The sequence below is a fragment of the Streptomyces sp. NPDC087263 genome (assembly GCF_044744645.1).
Lineage (GTDB): Bacteria > Actinomycetota > Actinomycetes > Streptomycetales > Streptomycetaceae > Streptomyces.
On the sequence record NZ_JBIUYT010000008.1, the window covers coordinates 285,140 to 304,377 of the forward strand.

Here is a 19,238-nt window from a genome sequence, read left to right on the forward strand (position 1 = left end):
GGCCGACAGCGGGGGTCTGGGGGCGGTAGCCCCCAGGAACAAGGGACGGGTAGGGGCGGAGGGGGCGAAAAACCGCTGGCGCTGCTAAGCGCACCCCCGCACCATGCGGGACATGACCCCGACCGCTCCGCCCGCCGCAGGCGTCCGCACCCCATGGGGAGACCTGCCCCAGCCAGTCCGCGACGCAGTCGCGCGGCTGCTCGGTGCCCCCGTGACCGAGGCGGTCACGCAGCCCGGCGGTTTCTCACCCGGCGTAGCCGCCCGCGTCACCACGGCGGACCACCAACGCGCGTTCGTGAAGGCGGTCAGCGCCGACATGAACCCCCAAAGCCCCGAACTCCACCGCAGGGAGGCGAGAAACGCCGCCGCACTGCCGTCCGACACCCCCGCACCCCGCCTCCTCGGCACCTACGACGACGGCACCTGGGTTGCCCTCGTCTTCGAGGACGTCGAGGGCCGCCAGCCACATGTCCCGTGGCGCGCAACCGAGTTGAGGCTGGTCCTGGACGCCGTGGGCGAGCTGAGCCGCACGCTCACCCCGTCACCGGTGGACGCGCCACCGGTGACGAAAGCCATGACGCATTCCTTCCGCGGCTGGCAGCACATGATCGACGCGGGCGACACCGGCGACGGCCTCGACCCGTGGACCGCGGTTCGTCTGCACGAGCTGGCCGAACTCGCCGCTCCCTGGGGCGAGTTCGCCGTGGGCGAGACCCTCGCGCACAGCGATCTGCGCGCGGACAACCTGCTTCTCACGGCTGACCGTCGGGTGGTCTTCGTCGACTGGCCGCACGCCACGAGGGCAGCGCCCTGGTTCGACCTGCTGGTGATGCTGCCGTGCGTCCGCGCCCAGGGCGGCCCGGACCCGGAATCGGTGTTCGCCACCCACCCGCTGGGCAGTGGCGCCGACCCCGAAGGCGTCACCGCCACATTGGCGGCCCTGGCGGGCTTCTTCATCCAGCAGTCCCGGCAACCACCGCCCCCGGGTCTGCCGACCCTGCGCCCCTTCCAGCGCGCGCAGGGCGACGCCGCACTGGAATGGCTCAGGAAGCGGCTTGGACCAGCCCCCGCATGACCCGCAGATCCTCCCCCATCTCCGGATGCCACTGAACCCCCAACACCCACCCGGGGCCGGGAAGTTCGATGGCCTCCACCGTCCCGTCCACCGCGTGGGCGGAGGCCAGTAGCCCCGCCCCGACCCGGTCCACCGCCTGGTGGTGATACGTAGGCACGGCGACCGGCTCCGGCGCGAGAGCGGCGTACAGACTCCCCGGCACGGGAGTCACGTCGTGGCGCCCGAACACGCCGACGTCCTTCACATGACCGTCAAGGTGCTGGACGAGCGTCCCGCCCAGGGCGACGTTGAGGAGCTGCATGCCACGGCAGATGCCGAGGAGCGGCGTGCCGGAGGTCAACGCGGCCTCGATCAGGGCGAGTTCCCAGGCGTCGCGCTCCGGAGCGGGCGGCCCGGTGCGCGGCGAGCGCTCGGCGCCGTAGCGGGTGGGATCGACGTCCGGCCCACCGGCGACGACGACCCCGTCGAGGCGGGCGACGGCCTCCGCCGCGCACGCCGGATCGTCCGGCGGCAGCAGCACGGCCAGCCCGCCGGCCCGCTGCACGAGCCGCGGATAGCCGACCGGCAGCAACGCCGCCTCCAGCTCCCACACGCCCCAGCGCGCCTTGGACTCCAGATACGTACTCACACCGATCAGCGGTCTGCCGCCCACGCTGCCTCCTCCTCACTCAATGGAATATCCGCATACCTTTGCGGGGGCCTCACGTCAGGAACCCCCGAAGCAGCGCCGCCGTCCCTCCGCAGTGCTCCCGCATCATCTCCCGCGCCCCGTCCGCGTCCCCGTCCAGGACCGCCTCGACCAGCGCGCCGTGCTGCAGCTGGGAGTGCTCCAGGTTGCGTACGAGGAGCGGGATGCAGTCGAGGAGGTCGTTCACGGAGGCGCGTACGGCCGCGTACTGGGCGGTGAGCGAAGGGGAGCCGCACAGTTCGGCGAGGGTGAGGTGGAGCCTGGTGTCCAGGCGGCGGTAGTCGGCCAGCGGAGCGTCCTGGGTGCGGGCGAGGGCCTCGCGTAGCCGGCCGGCCTGCTCGTCGTCGAGGCCGTGCGTCGCGCACAGGCCGGCCGCGCCCACCTCAAGGACCTCGCGGAAGCGCAGTACGTCCTCGACGTCGACCTCGGCGACCCGGCGCCGCAGCTCGTGCTCGCCGGGAGCGTCGGCCCTCGGCAGCACGAACGTGCCGCCGTACCGGCCGCGCCGCGACTCGACGAGTCCCTGGTCCTGGAGCACCTTCAGCACCTCGCGCAGCGTCACCCGGCTGATCCCGAGCCGCTCCGCCAACTCCCGCTCGGCGGGCAGCCGTTCACCGCCCGGCACCAGGCCGAGCCGGACGACCTGGAGGATCTGCTCCAGCGCCTCCTCGAAACCGTTGCCCGCCCGGACCGGCCGCAGCACCGGCGTCAGCCGGTCGTCCGTCCCGCCGTCGGTTTCCGCCCAGGTCATCTCGTCGCGCCCCCTTCCCAAGCAATGGTTCTCAGCAATACCTTATGACTCTCGGCTGACCCAAGGAGGCTTTTCCGGTGGCAGACCGCACACCCCCGCTCACCGTCGAGGACTTGCGCAGCCTGGTCGCGGGCGGCGAGATCGACACGGTCGTCCTGGCCTTCCCCGACATGCAGGGACGGCTCCAGGGCAAGCGGTTCGCCGCGCGCTTCTTCCTCGACGACGTCCTCGAACACGGCACGGAGGGCTGCAACTACCTCCTTGCCGTCGACACCGAGATGAACACGGTCGACGGGTACGAGATGTCCTCCTGGGAGCGGGGATACGGCGACTTCGCCATGCACCCCGACCTGAGCACGCTCCGCCGGGTGCCCTGGAACGAGGGCACGGCGCTGCTGATCGCCGACCTCGCCTGGAGCGACGGCTCCCCGGTGGTGGCAGCGCCCCGCCAGATCCTGCGCCGCCAGCTCGACCGCCTCGCCGAACTCGGCCTCACCGCCCAGGTCGGCACGGAGCTCGAGTTCATTGTCTTCAAGGACACCTACGAGCAGGCCTGGGACGCGCGCTACCGCGACCTCACCCCGGCGAACCAGTACAACATCGACTACTCGGTGCTGGGGACGGGCCGGATCGAGCCGCTCCTGCGCCGTATCCGCAACGAGATGCAGGCGGCGGGCCTCATCGTCGAGTCCGCCAAGGGCGAGTGCAACCCCGGCCAGCACGAGATCGCCTTCAAGTACGACGAGGCCCTCGTCACCTGTGACCAGCACGCCGTCTACAAGACCGGCGCCAAGGAGATCGCCTCCCAGGAGGGCGTCTCGCTCACCTTCATGGCGAAGTACAACGAGCGCGAGGGCAACTCCTGCCACATCCACCTCTCGCTCGCGGACAAGGACGGCACCAATGTGATGGCCGGCTCCTCCGACGACCCGGGCGGCATGTCGGAGATCATGCGGTACTTCCTCGCCGGGCAGCTCGCCGCGCTCCGCGACTTCTCGCTCCTCTACGCCCCGAACATCAACTCCTACAAGCGGTTCCAGCCGGGCTCCTTCGCCCCGACCGCCGTCGCCTGGGGTTACGACAACCGCACCTGCTCCCTCCGTATCGTCGGCCACGGCCGTTCGATGCGCTTCGAGAACCGGCTCCCCGGCGGTGACGTCAACCCGCACCTGGCCGTCGCCGGACTCGTCGCGGCCGGCCTGTACGGCATCGAGCAGAAACTGGAGCTGCCGGACGTGTGCGCGGGCAACGCGTACGCCGCCGACTACGAGCACGTCCCCACCACCCTTCGCGAGGCCGCCGAGCTCTGGGAGAACAGCCCCATCGCCCGGGCCGCCTTCGGTGACGAGGTGGTCGCGCACTACCGCAACATGGCGCGCGTCGAGCTGAACGCCTTCGACGCCGCGGTGACCGACTGGGAGCTGCGCCGCTCCTTCGAACGTCTGTGAGGCCCTTCTTGTCGCACGAGCATGAGCTCCAGGTACTCAACCCGGCGACCGAGGAGGTCATCGCCACCGTCCCCGGCGCCACTGCGGAGGACGTCGACACCGCCGTCGTACGGGCGGGAAGGGCACAGGCCCGATGGGCCGCCCTCGCTCCGGGCGAGCGGGCCCGGCTGCTGCGCCGCTTCGCCGTCGTCGTCGACGAACACCTCGAAGAACTGGCCCGGTTGGAGGTCCGCGAGGCCGGTCACGTGATCGGCAACGCCCGCTGGGAGGTGGGCAACGTCCGTGATCTGCTCGACTACGCGGCCGGGGGAGTGGAGCGGCTGACCGGTCGCCAGATCCCGGTCTCCGGCGGCCTGGACATCACCATCCTCGAACCGCTCGGCGTCGTCGGGATCATCGCCCCCTGGAACTTCCCCCTGCCGATCGCCGCCTGGGGCACCGCACCGGCCCTCGCGGCCGGGAACGCGGTCATCCTCAAGCCCGCCGAGACGACACCTCTGACGGCTCTGAGACTGGCCGAACTGGGCCTGGAGGCCGGTCTTCCCGAGCACCTCTTCCAGGTACTTCCTGGCGCGGGTCCCGTCACGGGCAACGCGCTGGTCGAGCACCCCGGCGTTGCGAAGATCGTCTTCACGGGATCAACGGCCGTGGGCAAACAGGTGTTGGCAAAGGGTTCGGCCCTCCTCAAGCGCGTCACCCTCGAACTCGGCGGCAAGAGCCCGAACATCGTCTTCGCCGACGCCGACATCGAGGCCGCCGCCGCTGCGGCTCCCATGGCCTTCCTCGACAACTCCGGCCAGGACTGCTGCGCCCGCACCCGCATCCTCGTCCAGCGCTCCGTGTACGACCGCTTCCTCGAACTCCTCGCCCCGGCCGTCGCGTCCGTCGTCGTCGGCGACCCGTCCGACGAGCGCACCCAGATGGGCCCGCTGATCTCCAAGGTCCAGCTGGAACGCGTACGTTCGTACGTCGCCGCCGACGCGCCCGGCATCCACGGCAAGGCCCCCGAGGGGCCGGGCTTCTGGTTCCCGCCCACGGTCCTCACCGATGTCGAGCCCCGCGCGCGCGTGGCCGTCGAGGAGGTCTTCGGCCCGGTCGCGGTCGTCCTCCCCTTCGAGGACGAGGCGGACGCGATCCGGCTCGCCAACGCCACCGAGTACGGCCTGTCCGGCTCCATCTGGACCCGTGACGTCGGCCGCGCCCTACGCGTCTCGGGGGCCGTCCGCGCCGGGAACCTGTCCGTCAACTCCCACTCCAGCGTCCGCTACTGGACCCCGTTCGGCGGCTTCAAGCAGTCGGGGATCGGCCGCGAACTCGGCCCGGACGCCCTCACCGCCTTCACCGAAACCAAGAACGTCTTCATCAGCACGGAGGGCCCCGCACAGTGACCGCAGACACCCCTGACATCATCTGCCGCCGCCTGGTCGGCCGTACCGCCGTCATCACCGGCGCGGGCAGCGGCATCGGCCTCGCCACCGCACGCCGGCTAGCCTCCGAGGGCGCCCATGTCGTCTGCGGCGACGTCGACGAGACGAGCGGCAAGGCGGCCGCCGAGGAGGTCGGCGGGATCTTCGTGAAGGTCGACGTCACCGACCCCGAGGAGGTGGAAGCCCTCTTCAGGACGGCATACGACACCTACGGCTCCGTCGACATCGCCTTCAACAACGCGGGCATCTCACCACCCGACGACGACTCCATCCTGGAGACGGGACTTGAGGCCTGGAAGCGGGTCCAGGACGTCAACCTCACCTCCGTCTACCTGTGTTGCAAGGCCGCGATCCCCTACATGCGGCGCCAGGGCAAGGGCTCGATCATCAACACGGCGTCCTTCGTGGCCCGGATGGGCGCGGCGACCTCGCAGATCTCGTACACGGCCTCCAAGGGCGGTGTGCTGGCCATGTCCCGTGAACTGGGCGTGCAGTTCGCGAGGGAGGGCATCCGGGTCAACGCCCTGTGCCCCGGACCGGTCAACACCCCGCTGCTCCAGGAGCTGTTCGCCAAGGACCCCGAGCGGGCGGCACGTCGGCTCGTGCACATCCCGGTCGGCCGGTTCGCGGAGGCGGACGAGATCGCCGCGGCGGTCGCGTTCCTCGCCAGCGACGACTCCTCCTTCGTGAACGCCAGCGACTTCCTGGTGGACGGCGGAATCTCGGGCGCGTACGTCACGCCGCTGTAGCGGACGCCGTGGGCCGGACACCGTGTACTGATCTTCGACGTACGTCCTAGAGTGCCGGGATGAGCATGACGCCTCCGCCCGGCTGGTACCGCGACCCGTCGTACCCGCTCGTCGAGCGCTGGTGGGACGGGACCGCGTGGACCGACCACCGACGTCAGCCCGAGGCGCTCCAACAGCCCTTGGCGCGGCCGGAGTTCCCCGACGGGAGCTCCGGGCGTGCCAAGGCCGTCGCCCTCGTCGTCGCCGGAGCCGTGCTGGTCTCCTCGATCGTCACAGGCGCCGTACTCCTCGGCCGGAACGACGACACCGCCGACGCGGCGACCAACACGGCTCCGACCGCCCCGTCGCAGCCCGAGCCGACCCCCTCCGAGTCGCCGACCGACGATCCGGCGTTCGTCGTGGACGAGCTCAACGGCATCACCCTTCCGCTGCTCGACGGCTGGGAGGGGCCGGAGAACGTCGTCGAGGACGATGTCGTGATGACCACTCCGGGGACGTACGACTGCCCCGGCGACCCCGGTCTCTGCCACCACGGACGGGTCATCTCGCGCACGGTCACCGGGGACGACGAGAAGTCCCCGGAAGCCCTCGCCCGGAAGGACATCGGGGACGCGGCGGACAGGGCGTACGACCGCGACCTCCTCGACCGGCGCCCCTACCACGGCATCGACTCCCACAAAGAGGTGAAGGCGGGTCCGGTCGCCGTCGCCGGGCGTGCCGGGTACTTCGTGCGCTGGCAGGTCAAGACCGCCGCGGGGCCCGGGGGTTACGTGCAGTCGCTGGCGTTTGCGTCCAGCGTGGGTTCTGAGGCACTGGTCATCGTCCGCTTCGCCTTCGACGCGGGTGGGGACGGGCCGCCGCTGTCCGACATGGACCGCATCACCAAAGGGATCCGTCCGGTGGACGACGCGGACACCGGTGGGGGTGTGGGCAGCAGCATCGGCCCGTCCCGGTAGACGCTGGACGCCCGGGGCGTCAGAGGAAGGTCTGCCCCTCCCCGCGATACGTCGGGACGGCCGCCGTCACCGAGTCGCCCGCCACCAACTGGAGCGTGTCGAACCGCTCGCACAACTCCCCGGCCTTGGCGTGCCGGAACCACACCTTGTCGCCGATGAGCAGGTCGTCCGCGGGGGCGCCGATCAGCGGCGTCTGCACCTCGCCCGGACCCTCCTGGGGGTCGTACTTCAGCCCCTCTGGGAGATAGGGCACGGGCAGCCGGTCGGGACCGGCGGCGCCCGAGGCCGGGTAGCCGCCACCGAGGACGGTCACGATTCCGACGCCCGGGCGACGAACGACGGGCTGGGCGAAGAGCGCGGCCGGACGCCCGCTGAACGAGGTGTAGTTGTCGAAGAGCCGCGGTACGTACAGTCCCGACCCGGCCGCGATCTCCGTGACCGCGTCCTCGGCCGCCGTGTGCTGCACGCTGCCGGTGCCGCCGCCGTTGACGAACTCCAGGTCTGGCTCCACGGCCCGGACGGCGCGGACGACCTCGGCACGCCGCTGGACGAGTTCCTTGCGGGCCGTGGCCTGCATCAGGCGGACGGCACGCGAACGGAAGGGCCGCCCGTCGACCGAGTCGCCGACGCCGGCGATGTGACCCTCGTACGCCATGATTCCCACGAGCTTGAACCCGGGCCGCCGGGTCACCGTACGGGCCATTTCGGCGAGTTGGGCGGGGGAGCGCAGCGGCGAACGGAGGGCGCCGACGCGGACGCGCCCGCCGAGCAACTGGAGTGAGGTGTCCAACTCCAGGCAGACGCGCACGACTTCGGTGCCGCCCTGGCGTGCCTCGTCGATGAGGTGGAGCTGGGCCGGGTCGTCGACCATGACCGTCACGGCGGCGGCGAGCTTGGGGTCGGAGGCCAGCTCGGCGAAGCCCTTGGTGTCGGCGGACGGGTAGGCGAGCAGGATGTCCTCGAAGCCGGAGCGGGCCAGCCAGATCGACTCGGCGAGGGTGAAGGACATGATTCCGGCGAAGCCGTCCCGCGCGAGGACGCGTTCGAGCAGGGCGCGGCAGCGGACGGATTTGCTGGCGACGCGGACCGGTTTGCCACCGGCCCTGCGGACGAGATCGTCCGCGTTCGCGTCGAAGGCCTCCAGGTCCACGATCGCGAGGGGGGCGTCGAGGTGAGCGGTGGCCCGGTTGTAGCGGGCCCGGTCTGCGGCGCGGGCAGTCATGACCGAAGCCTGCCAGACGGGATTACCGCTGGGTAGGGGGACGATCCGGGCAGATCCCCCGGGCCTGCGGACTGGTTCCCTTCGGGCCCACGTCAACCCGTAGAGTGACGCGCACGCAGGGAGGAACGACCTTGCCCGGGCGGGGTGCGCCCGGGGTGACGGCCCCCCGGTGCGGGTATGCGTGCCCGTGGCGGGCGACCCGGACGGACGCCCTCCCCGCAACAGCTACGACGGCCCGGAAGAGCTCCGAGGCGAGCCGATGGCCCGGGTACGAGGGAACGGGGGGTGCATGAGCACGGAAGCGCGCCGCGCCTCAATTCCCCCACGCCCGCCGGCCCCACCTCGCCCGGCAACCCCTCCCCACCCGGACCGGCCGCCGACTCCGGACAACCCGCAGACCCCGGACGAGCCTCCGATTCCGGACAACCTGCGAACTCCGGACCAGCCTCCGAGCCCGGACCACTCACCGCCTCCGAACCAGGCACCGACGTCCGGTCCCGCGACGTCCGGCCAACCGCAGAGGCCGGACGGGCCACCGACGTCTGGTCAGTCCCCGATGTTCGGTCAGCCCTCGATGTCCGGTCAGCCGCCGAGGTCGAACCAGCCGCCCAGGCCGGACCGACTGCGGACTCCGGACCAGCCCCCGAGGTCTGGTCATCCGCCGAGCCCGGAGCAGTCATCGGCGGTCGGTCAGCGTCCGACGGTCGGTCTGTCACCGACGGCGGGTCAGTCGGCGAGGCACGACCAGCGTCCGACGGTCGGTCAGTCGTCGAGGCCGGATCAGCGTCCGACGGCCGGTCAGTCACCGATGGTCGGTCAGTCGTTGAGGCCGGACCAGCCCCCGAGGGCCGGTCATCCGCCGAGTCGGGACCAGTCGCCGGAGGTCGGTCAGCGTCCGACGGCTGGTCAGCGTCCGGCGGTCGGTCAGTCACCGACGGGCGGTCAGTCGGCGAGGCCGGACCAGCGTCCGGCGGTCGGTCAGTGGTCGAGGCCGGATCAGCGTCCGACGGCCGGTCAGTCACCGACGGCTGGTCAGTCGGCGAGGCCGGACCAGCGTCCGACAACCGGTCAGCCGGCGAAGCGGAACCAGCCCCCGGCGGCCGGGCAGTTCCCGATGCCGGGTCAGTTGCCGTCGGCGTCGGGCGGGTCGGGGACTCCGGGTCGGCCCTCGTCGTCGGGGCGGCCCGCCGTGCCGGAACGCAGCCCTGCGCAGGGGGCGGTTCCTTCATCTGGAGGCTCGCCTTCCAGGGCGGACGCCCTGCCGCCCACCCGTACCCAGACCCCGCCGTGGGGACGCCCCCCGACGGCCGGGCGCCGTCCGGTGCCCTCGCAGCCCGGCGATGCCCCGACGCGCCCGCCCCGCCCGCAGGTGCAGCCGGTGGGACCGACTTCGGCCGGGAACGGGATCGGCTCAGCCCCCGCGCAGCCGGAATCGCAGCCCCGGGAGGACGACGGCGGCCCCCGGTCGTCCGGGGTGGACGCGGGCGCAGGGCGCGGTCCTCGCGTACCGTCGCCGCCCAAGTCGTTCGACTTCTTCGACTTCTCTGCCGACACCGATGCCGATGTCGATGCGGAGGCGCAGCCGCCGACTCCGGACGCGACACGGGCCCCGTCGCCGGCGCAGTCGCCCGGCGAGGCTCCTCACCGCGAGGAGGGGAGCCGGCGATTCCCGGGCCTGCGCCCGCCCCGGCGGCCCGGCCCGGTGTCCCCGCCCCCGCCGGCGGCCTCCGCACGGTTCCCCGACGCGCCCCCGGCGTCCGGTGAGGGTCGGCGTACCACCGTGCCCGAGGAGAGCGCCACGGAGACCACCAGGCGGCTCCGGCCCATCCCGGCCGAGGAGACCCCCGCACGGCCCCCGGTCCCCGCACCCCCGTCGGAAACCCCGGTCGTGGAGCGCCCGTTCGTGTCCTTCGGGCAGCCGGAGACGTTCGACGACACGGTGCGCGTACGCCCGCACGGTGGACGCACCCGACCCCGGGCGCTGGCCGCCGCGGCCTGCGTCGTGCTGGGCCTCGGCCTCATCGGCGGGGCGGTGACCGGGAGTTGGCTGACCGGGGAAAGCTCGGCCGGCTCCGACGCGCGGACCGAGTTCGTGGCGTCCGGCGAGCTCTGGCACAGCGTGCCGGTGGACCAACTCTTCCCGCCCACCGTGCAGGGCGAGGGCGCCGGACCGGGCGGCGCCGACCGCACCTGGACGCGGGTCGCCGTCGCCCCGGACACCGACTGCGCGAACGCCTTCGACCCCCTCCTGCGCGAAGCCCTCGCGCCGGTGGGCTGCCTGCGCCTGCTGCGCGCCACGTACACGGACGCGACCCGGAGCCTCGTCACCACCGTCGGCCTGCTGTTCACCAAGGCGGACGCGACGGCCATGACCTCTCTGAAGACCCGCTTCCAGAAGGACGGCCTGGACCGGCGCACCGACCTGATGCCCCGCCCGTACGCGGTCGAGGGCACCGTCGCGGCCGGCTTCGGCGACGACCAGCGTGCGTCCTGGACGGTGTCGGTCCTCACCGACGCCCCCGTCGTCGTCTACGCCGTCTCCGGCTTCGCCGACGGTCGCGCCGTCACCGACCCGCAGGCCGCCGAGGACGCCATGGAGCCCGGCGCGACCACGGCTCCGGCCCAGGCCGGCCTCGGCCACGAGGCACAGGGCCTCGCCGACCGCGTCGAGCGAGGCTTCCGCAAGACCGTCACCTCGGCCACGGAGAAGCCGTCATGACCCGCCGGGCGGCAGACCGCACAAGGATCCGCAGGGCCGGGCTCCTCAGCGTCCTGCTGGCCGCCTCCCTCGCCCTGGTCCCCTCCACCACCGCCCACGCCGACGGCATCCGCGCCCAGCAGTGGGCCCTCGACGCGATGCACACCCAGGAGGCCTGGCAGACCACCAAGGGCCAGGGGATCACCGTCGCCGTCCTCGACACCGGCGTCGACGACCAGCACCCGGACCTGGAGGGCAACGTGCTCACCGGGAAGGACATGGTCGGCTTCGGAGCGGCCCGCGGCGACCGGGCGTGGGCCAGGCACGGCACCGCCATGGCGGGGATCATCGCAGGCCACGGACACGGGCTCGACGACGCCGACGGCGTCATGGGCATCGCTCCCGAGGCCAAGATCCTCCCCGTCCGCGTCATCCTCGAAGACGGCGACGACTCCCGTACGAAGGCCCGCAACACCCGCGGCAACGCCCTCGCCGACGGCATCCGCTGGGCCGCCGACAACGGCGCCGACGTCATCAACCTCTCCCTGGGCGACGACTCCGCCTCCGCCCACCCCGAACCCGCCGAGGACGAGGCCGTCCAGTACGCCCTGAAGAAGGGCGCCGTCGTCGTCGCCTCGGCAGGCAACGGCGGCGAGAAGGGTGACCACATCTCCTACCCCGCGGCCTACCCGGGCGTGATCGCCGCGACCGCCGTCGACAGCAACGGCACCCGCGCCTCCTTCTCCACCCGCCGCTGGTACGCCACCGTCAGCGCCCCCGGTGTCGACGTCGTCATCGCCGACCCGGACGAGAAGTACTACGAGGGCTGGGGCACGAGCGCGGCCTCCGCGTTCGTCTCCGGCGCGGTCGCGCTCATCAAGGCGGCCCATCCGGACCTCTCCCCGGCCCAGATCAAGCAACTCCTGGAGGACACGGCCCGCAACGCCCCCGCAGACGGCCGTGACGACTCACGCGGCTACGGTTTCATCGACCCTGCGGCCGCCATCAAGGAAGGCGGCCTGCTCAAGCCCGAGGGGCTGCGGGCGGCGTACGGCCAGGAGTACTTCGGACCGGGCCCCGACACCTCCGACGACGACACGGATCCCGCCGGCTGGGTCGGCCCGCTCGCGGGCGGTCTCGGCGCGGTGCTGCTCGCCGCGGCGGTCGTCCTGTGGCGCGGCCGCAGACGACCGCGCGGCTACGACCACTTCTGACCGGACGGTTTTCGTCCGCACCAACCGGACGCCTTCGTACGAACTAGTCGGTGGCCGTCGCCGTAACGCTGGGATCGGCGCTTGTGTCCTGGAACACCGACACCGCCGCCTTCGCCACCGACTCGACCAGCGAGATCCCCTTCGTCTTCGTCGTGGTGCCGTTGGACAGCACCGCGACCAGGTAGTCGTGGCCGTCGACGGTGACCCGCCCGATGCTGTTGATGTCCCACAGACCGGTCGTACTGCGCGCCAGCCACCCGTTCTTCAGGGCCCAGTCGGAACCGTCGGCCGCGGCCGACACACCCCAGTGCTGATCGACGGCTATCTCACTCATGAGCCCCTGCATGTACGTCCGCGAGGCCTCGCTGAGTTTCGCTTCGTCGTCGCCGAACACCTGCTGCAACAAGGTGAGTTGATCGGCCGCCGTGGTCTGCGTCAGCCCCCACAGCGCGCCGTCCCCGCCCGCCGTCCCCGTCAGCCCGAAGCTCTTGTTCGCGCTGTTGAGGCCGTCCGCCTGGCCGATCTCGTTCCACAGCGTGGTCGCGGCCGTGTTGTCGCTGTTCTCGATCATCAGGGTGGCGTTGGCCTTCTCCGTCGCCGTCAGCTGCCGGTCCGCGTCCTGCGCCTGGAGCAGCAGCGTGGCCAGGATGTCGACCTTGACGATGCTCGCGGTGTCGAAGGCACCCTTGCCGTACGCGGCGCTCTCGCCGGAGTCGACGTCGAGGACGGACGCCGAGGTCTCGGCGCCGCTGGGGACCGTCACGGACTTCAACGCCTCGGCGAGCAGCGCGTCCCGGTCCACCGCGGGTACCGTGACGGGTTCCACCGACGCCTCCTCGCTGACGCTCGGCGAGGCCGAGGCCGAGGCCGAGGCCGAGGCCGAGGACGGAGAGGACGACGATATGAGGTCCTGGCCGTCGTGCGCCTGGGCCTTCATATATACGGCCCCGGCCGCCGTACCGCCCACGAGGATGACGGAAGCCACCGCGGCGTAGACGAAGGGCCTGCGGCCGGACGGGCGGGCGCGGCGTCGACTGGCTCTGTGACGGTCCATTCCGCGATGCTGGGCGCCGGGCCTGTGCCCATGGTTAGACGCATGTGAAATCTGCGTCAGGGATGTATGAGAATTCCATGAGACCTGTCAAGTCCATGTTTCAGGGGCCGCACAAGCCCAACTGCATCCCACCGATAGGGTCAGGGACCGTGGCGAACAAGAACATTCCCGACTCCGGCTTCTCCGACGACGACGGCTCCGCCGATCCCCGGCTGAGCGCGGCACTCACCGCCTGGGCCGAGGACCGCACCGCCGTGGGGCCGGTCCTGGAGGCCCTCAGGGGCGCCCGGCTGCTCGTGCCGGTGGTGGCCGTGCTCGGCGAGGTGGAGGAGGACGAGAACGGGCTGCGCCACGAGAAGACCAGCGACATGGCCGTGCCGACCCTGAAGGCCGGGAACCGTACCGCCCTGCCCGCCTTCACCTCCACCGAGTCGCTGGCCCGCTGGGATCCCGAGGCCCGCCCCGTGGCCGTACCCCTGCACCAGGCCCTTCAGGCCGCCGCGCACGAGAAGGCCGACACCGTCGTCCTCGACCTGGCGGGTCCGGTGCCGTACGAGCTGACCGGCCCTGCACTGCTCGCGCTCGCCGAGGGGCGTACGAACACGGATCCCCTCGCCGATCCGGCCGTCACCGAGGCCGTCCGCGCGGCCGTCGCCGCCGAGCCGGCCGTGCTCCGCGCGCATCTCGGCCCGGGGCAGGCGGACGGCACGCTGGCCCTCGTACTGGGCCGGTCCGCGTCTCCCGCCGAGACCGCCCGCGCGATCGCCGAACGGCTGGCGGCCGACGAGACACTGAGGGCCCGCCTGGTGCGCGGCCTCGACCTGGCACTTCTGCCGGCCGGGGCGACGCCGCCGGGCGAGCCCTTGTACGTACGAGAGGTGTGAGTCGCTCGTCGACCGGCGAAACGGCCGCGGACCGGGTGAGTCAGCCGTAGACCGGGCCCGTGTACTTCTCGCCCGGGCCCTGGCCCGGCTCGTCCGGGACGATCGACGCCTCGCGGAACGCCAGCTGGAGCGACTTGAGACCGTCGCGCAGCGGTGCCGCGTGGAAGGAGCTGATCTCGGTCGTGCTCGCGTCGAGCAGCCCGGCCAGCGCGTGCACCAGCTTCCGCGCCTCGTCCAGGTCCTTGTGCTCGTCGCCCACCCCTTCTTGCGGGGCCAGGCCGAGCTTCACTGCGGCGGCGCTCATCAGATTGACGGCGACCGTGACGATCACCTCGACCGCGGGGACCTCGGCGATGTCGCGGGTCATGGTGTCGTAGTCGGGCGTCTGGGGAGGGGTGTCACTCATGGCCTCCACGATAGGTCCCGGGCGGGGGCCGACCCCCGTTGGCCTCGGTTAGCCCTTCTCAGTCCTAGCTGCTAACCTTGTGTTACGACCGGTCGGACGCGCCAAGAAGTATGTCAGCGTGCCCGGCCCACAAGTGGAGGCTCCGATCTCCCACCTGACTGTCCTCCGGGACGGCGGGTCACCCGGTCAGGCGGTCACCATCGTTCCGTACGGACGATGGAGTCGCCCGATGTGCGCCCCGCGGTTCACCGTGGCGGTGCTCCGGTAATCCTTGGAGCCCTGCCTGTGTCCCGTCCGGGGCATTTTTCATGTCCCGCGGTGGTTGGTCCAACTGTCATCAGAGACATACGCGGTGGTCCGCCAGACCGCCGTGTGGTGCTACCGAGGAGGATCCATCAGCACCGAGCCCCGCATCAACGACCGGATTCGCGTTCCCGAGGTCCGACTTGTCGGTCCCAGCGGCGAGCAGGTCGGGATTGTTCCGCTTGCCAAGGCCCTGGAGCTTGCGCAGGAGTACGACCTCGACCTGGTCGAGGTGGCGGCGAGCGCTCGTCCGCCCGTCTGCAAGCTCATGGACTACGGGAAGTTCAAGTACGAGTCGGCCATGAAGGCCCGTGAGGCGCGCAAGAACCAGGCGCACACGGTCATCAAGGAAATGAAGCTCCGGCCGAAGATCGACCCGCACGACTACGACACCAAAAAGGGTCACGTCGTCCGGTTCCTCAAGCAGGGCGACAAGGTCAAGATCACGATCATGTTCCGTGGTCGCGAGCAGTCCAGGCCGGAACTCGGCTACCGACTGCTGCAGCGTCTCGCCACGGACGTCGAGGACCTCGGGTTCATCGAGTCGAACCCGAAGCAGGACGGCCGGAACATGATCATGGTTCTCGGTCCGCACAAGAAGAAGACCGAGGCCATGGCCGAGGCCCGTGAGGCCCAGGCGGCTCGCAAGGCCGAAGCGAAGGCCAACCCGGGCAAGTCGCAGAACCACGCGGGCGACGACATCCCCGAGGTGGACGAGGTGGACGGGGTCGACGAGGTGGACGAGGCCGACGAGGTCGACGCCGAGACCGCCGAGACTCCGGCCGCGGCTTCCGCCGAGGTCTAGACCCCAGGGCGAACGCCCCGGGAGCCCGGGACGAGAGTCCGGGGAGTCCCGGGACAACCGTCCAGGGATGCCAAGCAATGGATATGACGTTCCACCGTGCCCGGTTTCACGACCGGGCACCGGAACGCCACTGACGAGGAGAGAACGGCGCTATGCCGAAGAACAAGTCGCACAGCGGTGCCAGCAAGCGCTTCAAGATCACCGGCTCCGGCAAGGTGCTCCGTGAGCGTGCCGGCAAGCGCCACCTGCTCGAGCACAAGTCGTCCCGCCTGACGCGTCGCCTCAGCGGCAACGCCGAGATGGCCCCGGGCGACGCCAAGAAGATCAAGAAGCTTCTCGGCAAGTGACGCATCGGCGCCTGATCATTCGATCGCCGCGCGCCGTACGTCAGGACCGGGACCCCATCGATTTCGGGCCGTGTGAGTCCCACCACGGCCCCGCTACAAGGAGTTAACAAGTGGCACGCGTCAAGCGGGCAGTCAACGCCCACAAGAAGCGCCGGGCGATCCTCGAGGCCGCCAAGGGCTACCGCGGTCAGCGTTCGCGTCTGTACCGCAAGGCCAAGGAGCAGGTCACCCACTCCCTGGTCTACAACTACAACGACCGCAAGAAGCGCAAGGGCGACTTCCGTCGGCTGTGGATCCAGCGCATCAATGCCGCTGCCCGCGCCAACGGCATCACCTACAACCGCTTCATCCAGGGTCTGAACGCGGCCAACATCGAGGTCGACCGCAAGATCCTCGCGGAGCTGGCCGTCAACGACGCCAACGCGTTCGCCGCGCTCGTCGAGGTCGCGCAGAAGGCGCTGCCGTCGGACGTCAACGCGCCGAAGGCCGCGTGACGCTCGCGCTGGCTTGAGCCGGATGTACATCGGACCCGCAGGCCTCCACGGCCTGCGGGTCCGTTTGCTTACGGCTATGGCTACGGCCATGGCTGCGGCAACTGCTCCGGGTTCGGCGAACGCCCGGCTGTCCTGCGGTCGGCGTGAGCTGTGAACCGGAAGAGCGGAGAGCGGCGGACTCGCACGCCGGCCCGGGCTGTGGCTCCGGGGCAATGCTTCGCGGCCCGTCTCCGTCCGTGGCGCGTCGATTCCCACGCTGCGCGCGGGGCGGTCGAGCCGGCACCGCCGTAAGCCGCCGTCACGGCCCGGCAGCGTCGCGGCGCACACCACGGCAAGGGCCCGGTACCGTCGCGGCGGAAGCCACCGCAAGGCCGGTACCGGCCCGGCGGAAGCCACCGCTCCCCATCGCGGGGAACGGGAAGCGGGTTTCCCCCCGCCGTCCTGGGCCCGTCCCCACCCCGAAGCGGAGGGCGGTGCCGTTCCGCCGAGGCCGTCGCCCCCCGTGGCGGACGAGAACACCCCTCCGTAACCCTCTGAAGGTGGCCGCATGTCCTCCGCTCCCGAGCTGATCTCCCCACGTTCGTCCCGCGTGGCTGCCGCGCGGCGGCTGGCCAGGCGGAACTTCCGGGGGAAGGAGCGGCTGTTCCTCGCCGAGGGGCCGCAGGCCGTGCGGGAGGCGGCGGCGCATCGCCGCGAGGGGACCGCGACCCTCGTCGAGCTGTTCGCGACGGTCGAGGCCGGGGAGCGGTACGCCGACATCGTCGCGGATGCCCAGAACGCCGGCGCGCGGGTGCATCTCGCCGCCGAGGAGGTCATCGCCGACATCTCGACGACCGTCACACCGCAGGGGCTCGTCGGGATCTGCCGCTTCTTGGACACGCCCTTCGAGGAGATCCTCAAGGAGAGGCCCAAGCTCGTCGCCGTACTCGCGCACGTGCGCGACCCCGGGAACGCCGGCACCGTGCTGCGCTGCGCGGACGCCGCCGGTGCCGAGGCCGTCGTACTCACCGACGCGTCCGTGGATCTCTACAACCCCAAGGCCGTACGGGCCTCGGTGGGGTCCTTGTTCCACCTTCCCGTCGCCGTGGGCGTGCCCGTCGAGCGGGCCGTACAGGGGCTCAAGGACGCCGGTGTACGGATCCTCGCGGCCGACGGCGTCGGGGCGGTCGACCTCGACGACGAGCTGGACAAGGGCACCATGGGCGGCCCGACCGCCTGGGTGTTCGGTAACGAGGCGTGGGGGCTTCCGGAGGAGACGCGCGCGCTGGCCGACGCCGTCGTGCGCGTACCCATTCACGGAAAGGCCGAGAGCCTGAACCTCGCCACCGCCGCGGCCGTATGTCTCTACGCGTCCGCCCGTGCACAGCGCGGCTCCGGAGGGTGCCGCTCCGTCACCGAGAGCTAGTAGGGTGACCTGCTCGGGGCCCACTGCCGGATGAGAGGTGGGAGACGGGGATGAGTGTCGGCACGAGTGGTGCGCACAAGGCACCGCGAGCACGGGACGTGCGCGGTACACCCGCGTCCCGGCGCGGTGACGCCGCCGAACTCGGAGCCGAGCAGGAAGCCGCTCAGGGAGCCGGGCTCCTGGCCGGCCTCGGATCCGGTCTCGGCATCGACCCCGACGACCTTCCCGACGGACTCGTCGTCGCCGACGAGCGCGGCCGGGTGATCTGCTTCAACGCCGCCGCCGCCCGAATCGCCGCCGTGTCCGCCGCTGACGCGCTCGGACACCCGCTCGAATGGGCGCTGCCCTTAGAGGACCTCGAAGGGCGCAGATGGTGGCAGCTGACCGACCCGTACGGCGGTCTCGCCATCCGGGTCGGACAGCCCGAGCGGAATCTGCTGCTCCCCGGCGGGCGCGAGGTGCTCGTCTCCGCGCGGTACGTGCGCACGCGTCCCACCGGCCCGGTCCAGCGCGTCGTCGTCTCCCTGCGCGACACCGAGGCCCGCCGCCGCACCGAGCGCAGCCACGCCGAGCTCATCGCCACCGTCGCCCACGAACTGCGCTCGCCGCTCACCTCCGTCAAGGGCTTCACCGCCACGCTGCTGGCCAAGTGGGAACGGTTCACGGACGACCAGAAGAAGCTCATGCTGGAGACCGTCGACGCCGACGCCAACCGGGTCACCCGGCTCATCGCCGAGCTGCTCGACATCTCACGCATCGACTCCGGCCGGCTCGAAGTGCGCCGCCAGCCCGTCGACATGGGCGCCGCCGTCGGCCGCCACATCCAGGCCTACGTCGCCTCCGGCCAGTCGGCCGACCGCTTCCTGGTGCGCATCGAGCATCCGCTGCCCGCCCTCTGGGCCGACCCCGACAAGGTCGACCAGGTCCTCAGCAACCTGATCGAAAATGCGGTGCGCCACGGCGAGGGAACCGTCACGATTGACGTCACGCCCTCGGCCTCCCCGCGTGAAGGGGAGGACGGCAGGAACGCGGCCACATCGGTCACGGTGAGCGACGAGGGCACCGGCATCCCGGAGGAGTCCATGAACCGCGTCTTCACCCGCTTCTGGCGGGGCAGCAAGCGCGGCGGCACCGGCCTCGGGCTGTACATCGTCAAGGGCATCGTAGAAGCCCACGGCGGCACCATCACGGTCGGCCGCGCCCCCGGCGGCGGCGCCGAGTTCCGATTTACGTTGCCCGTGGGCACCCCGGCGTATCTGCTGTAACGCCGAGCGAGGACCCACGGGCGCATTCCTCCACTTCACCCCCCGTT

The 19,238-nt window shown here is 71.3% G+C and carries 18 protein-coding genes; 13 read left to right on the forward strand and 5 right to left on the reverse strand.

What is annotated here, in order from left to right:
• The first annotated feature begins 112 nt into the window (after positions 1 to 112).
• On the forward strand, positions 113 to 1,075 hold the full coding sequence (locus tag ACIPC1_RS26400; RefSeq protein WP_402521022.1) for a phosphotransferase family protein: 963 nt from the start codon (positions 113 to 115) through the stop codon (positions 1,073 to 1,075).
• Here the strand turns inward: ACIPC1_RS26400 and ACIPC1_RS26405 are convergent.
• Both ACIPC1_RS26405 and ACIPC1_RS26410 read right to left on the reverse strand, forming a co-directional pair.
• Positions 1,044 to 1,712 carry a gamma-glutamyl-gamma-aminobutyrate hydrolase family protein gene (locus tag ACIPC1_RS26405; RefSeq protein WP_402521426.1) on the reverse strand — a complete coding sequence of 223 codons (669 nt, stop codon included), beginning with the start codon at positions 1,710 to 1,712 and terminating at the stop codon, positions 1,044 to 1,046. The genes ACIPC1_RS26400 and ACIPC1_RS26405 overlap by 32 nt on opposite strands.
• Positions 1,713 to 1,776: 64 nt before the next feature.
• Positions 1,777 to 2,514 (reverse strand): FadR/GntR family transcriptional regulator, encoded by a 738-nt coding sequence (locus ACIPC1_RS26410; protein ID WP_402521024.1) that lies wholly within the window; start codon positions 2,512 to 2,514, stop codon positions 1,777 to 1,779.
• Between the two features lie 77 nt (positions 2,515 to 2,591).
• Here ACIPC1_RS26410 and ACIPC1_RS26415 point away from each other — a divergent pair, with 77 nt between their 5' ends.
• The 4 genes from ACIPC1_RS26415 to ACIPC1_RS26430 all read left to right on the forward strand — a co-directional run bounded on the left by ACIPC1_RS26415 (position 2,592) and on the right by ACIPC1_RS26430 (position 7,094).
• A complete protein-coding gene (locus tag ACIPC1_RS26415) occupies positions 2,592 to 3,962 on the forward strand; it encodes a glutamine synthetase family protein (protein WP_402521026.1) in 1,371 nt (456 codons plus the stop codon).
• Between the two features lie 8 nt (positions 3,963 to 3,970).
• Positions 3,971 to 5,350 (forward strand): aldehyde dehydrogenase family protein, encoded by a 1,380-nt coding sequence (locus ACIPC1_RS26420; protein WP_402521028.1) that lies wholly within the window; start codon positions 3,971 to 3,973, stop codon positions 5,348 to 5,350.
• Positions 5,347 to 6,138 carry a 3-oxoacyl-ACP reductase gene (locus tag ACIPC1_RS26425; protein WP_384380058.1) on the forward strand — a complete coding sequence of 264 codons (792 nt, stop codon included), beginning with the start codon at positions 5,347 to 5,349 and terminating at the stop codon, positions 6,136 to 6,138. Before ACIPC1_RS26420 ends, ACIPC1_RS26425 begins: the two co-directional genes overlap by 4 nt.
• Positions 6,139 to 6,203: 65 nt before the next feature.
• Entirely contained in the window at positions 6,204 to 7,094 is an 891-nt protein-coding gene (locus ACIPC1_RS26430; RefSeq protein ID WP_402521428.1) for a DUF2510 domain-containing protein, read from the forward strand.
• Between the two features lie 19 nt (positions 7,095 to 7,113).
• Here the strand turns inward: ACIPC1_RS26430 and ACIPC1_RS26435 are convergent, their stop codons facing one another.
• Positions 7,114 to 8,316 (reverse strand): amino acid deaminase/aldolase, encoded by a 1,203-nt coding sequence (locus tag ACIPC1_RS26435; protein WP_402521031.1) that lies wholly within the window; start codon positions 8,314 to 8,316, stop codon positions 7,114 to 7,116.
• Between the two features lie 1,378 nt (positions 8,317 to 9,694).
• On the opposite strand from ACIPC1_RS26435, the gene ACIPC1_RS26440 reads away from it, so the two are divergent.
• Positions 9,695 to 11,035, forward strand: a complete 1,341-nt coding sequence (locus ACIPC1_RS26440; RefSeq protein ID WP_402521033.1) for a hypothetical protein — start codon at positions 9,695 to 9,697, stop codon at positions 11,033 to 11,035.
• Positions 11,032 to 12,228 carry a type VII secretion-associated serine protease mycosin gene (mycP, locus tag ACIPC1_RS26445; RefSeq protein ID WP_402521035.1) on the forward strand — a complete coding sequence of 399 codons (1,197 nt, stop codon included), beginning with the start codon at positions 11,032 to 11,034 and terminating at the stop codon, positions 12,226 to 12,228. Before ACIPC1_RS26440 ends, mycP begins: the two co-directional genes overlap by 4 nt.
• A 43-nt stretch (positions 12,229 to 12,271) precedes the next feature.
• Here the strand turns inward: mycP and ACIPC1_RS26450 are convergent, their stop codons facing one another.
• The gene (locus tag ACIPC1_RS26450) at positions 12,272 to 13,282 is read right to left on the reverse strand and encodes a serine hydrolase (protein WP_402521037.1); all 1,011 of its coding nucleotides are present in this window, start codon (positions 13,280 to 13,282) and stop codon (positions 12,272 to 12,274) included.
• Positions 13,283 to 13,431: 149 nt separating this feature from the next.
• On the opposite strand from ACIPC1_RS26450, the gene ACIPC1_RS26455 reads away from it, so the two are divergent.
• The gene (locus tag ACIPC1_RS26455; RefSeq protein WP_402521039.1) at positions 13,432 to 14,166 is read left to right on the forward strand and encodes an SseB family protein; all 735 of its coding nucleotides are present in this window, start codon (positions 13,432 to 13,434) and stop codon (positions 14,164 to 14,166) included.
• A 40-nt stretch (positions 14,167 to 14,206) separates the two neighbouring features.
• On the opposite strand, the gene ACIPC1_RS26460 is transcribed toward ACIPC1_RS26455, so the two are convergent.
• Positions 14,207 to 14,572 (reverse strand): DUF1844 domain-containing protein, encoded by a 366-nt coding sequence (locus ACIPC1_RS26460; protein WP_384380075.1) that lies wholly within the window; start codon positions 14,570 to 14,572, stop codon positions 14,207 to 14,209.
• Positions 14,573 to 14,942: 370 nt separating this feature from the next.
• Here ACIPC1_RS26460 and infC point away from each other — a divergent pair, with 370 nt between their 5' ends.
• From infC to ACIPC1_RS26485, 5 genes are all read left to right on the forward strand, one after another.
• Positions 14,943 to 15,680: a translation initiation factor IF-3 gene (infC, locus tag ACIPC1_RS26465; RefSeq protein WP_402521431.1), complete on the forward strand. Its 738-nt coding sequence runs from the start codon at positions 14,943 to 14,945 to the stop codon at positions 15,678 to 15,680.
• 152 nt (positions 15,681 to 15,832) lie between these two features.
• A complete protein-coding gene (gene rpmI / locus ACIPC1_RS26470) occupies positions 15,833 to 16,027 on the forward strand; it encodes a 50S ribosomal protein L35 (RefSeq protein WP_161700734.1) in 195 nt (64 codons plus the stop codon).
• A gap of 110 nt (positions 16,028 to 16,137) precedes the next feature.
• Positions 16,138 to 16,521 (forward strand): 50S ribosomal protein L20, encoded by a 384-nt coding sequence (rplT, locus tag ACIPC1_RS26475; protein ID WP_365434577.1) that lies wholly within the window; start codon positions 16,138 to 16,140, stop codon positions 16,519 to 16,521.
• 547 nt (positions 16,522 to 17,068) lie between these two features.
• On the forward strand, positions 17,069 to 17,926 hold the full coding sequence (locus tag ACIPC1_RS26480; protein WP_402521042.1) for a TrmH family RNA methyltransferase: 858 nt from the start codon (positions 17,069 to 17,071) through the stop codon (positions 17,924 to 17,926).
• A 50-nt stretch (positions 17,927 to 17,976) separates the two neighbouring features.
• Positions 17,977 to 19,191 carry an ATP-binding protein gene (locus ACIPC1_RS26485; RefSeq protein WP_402521044.1) on the forward strand — a complete coding sequence of 405 codons (1,215 nt, stop codon included), beginning with the start codon at positions 17,977 to 17,979 and terminating at the stop codon, positions 19,189 to 19,191.
• Positions 19,192 to 19,238 lie beyond the last annotated feature (47 nt).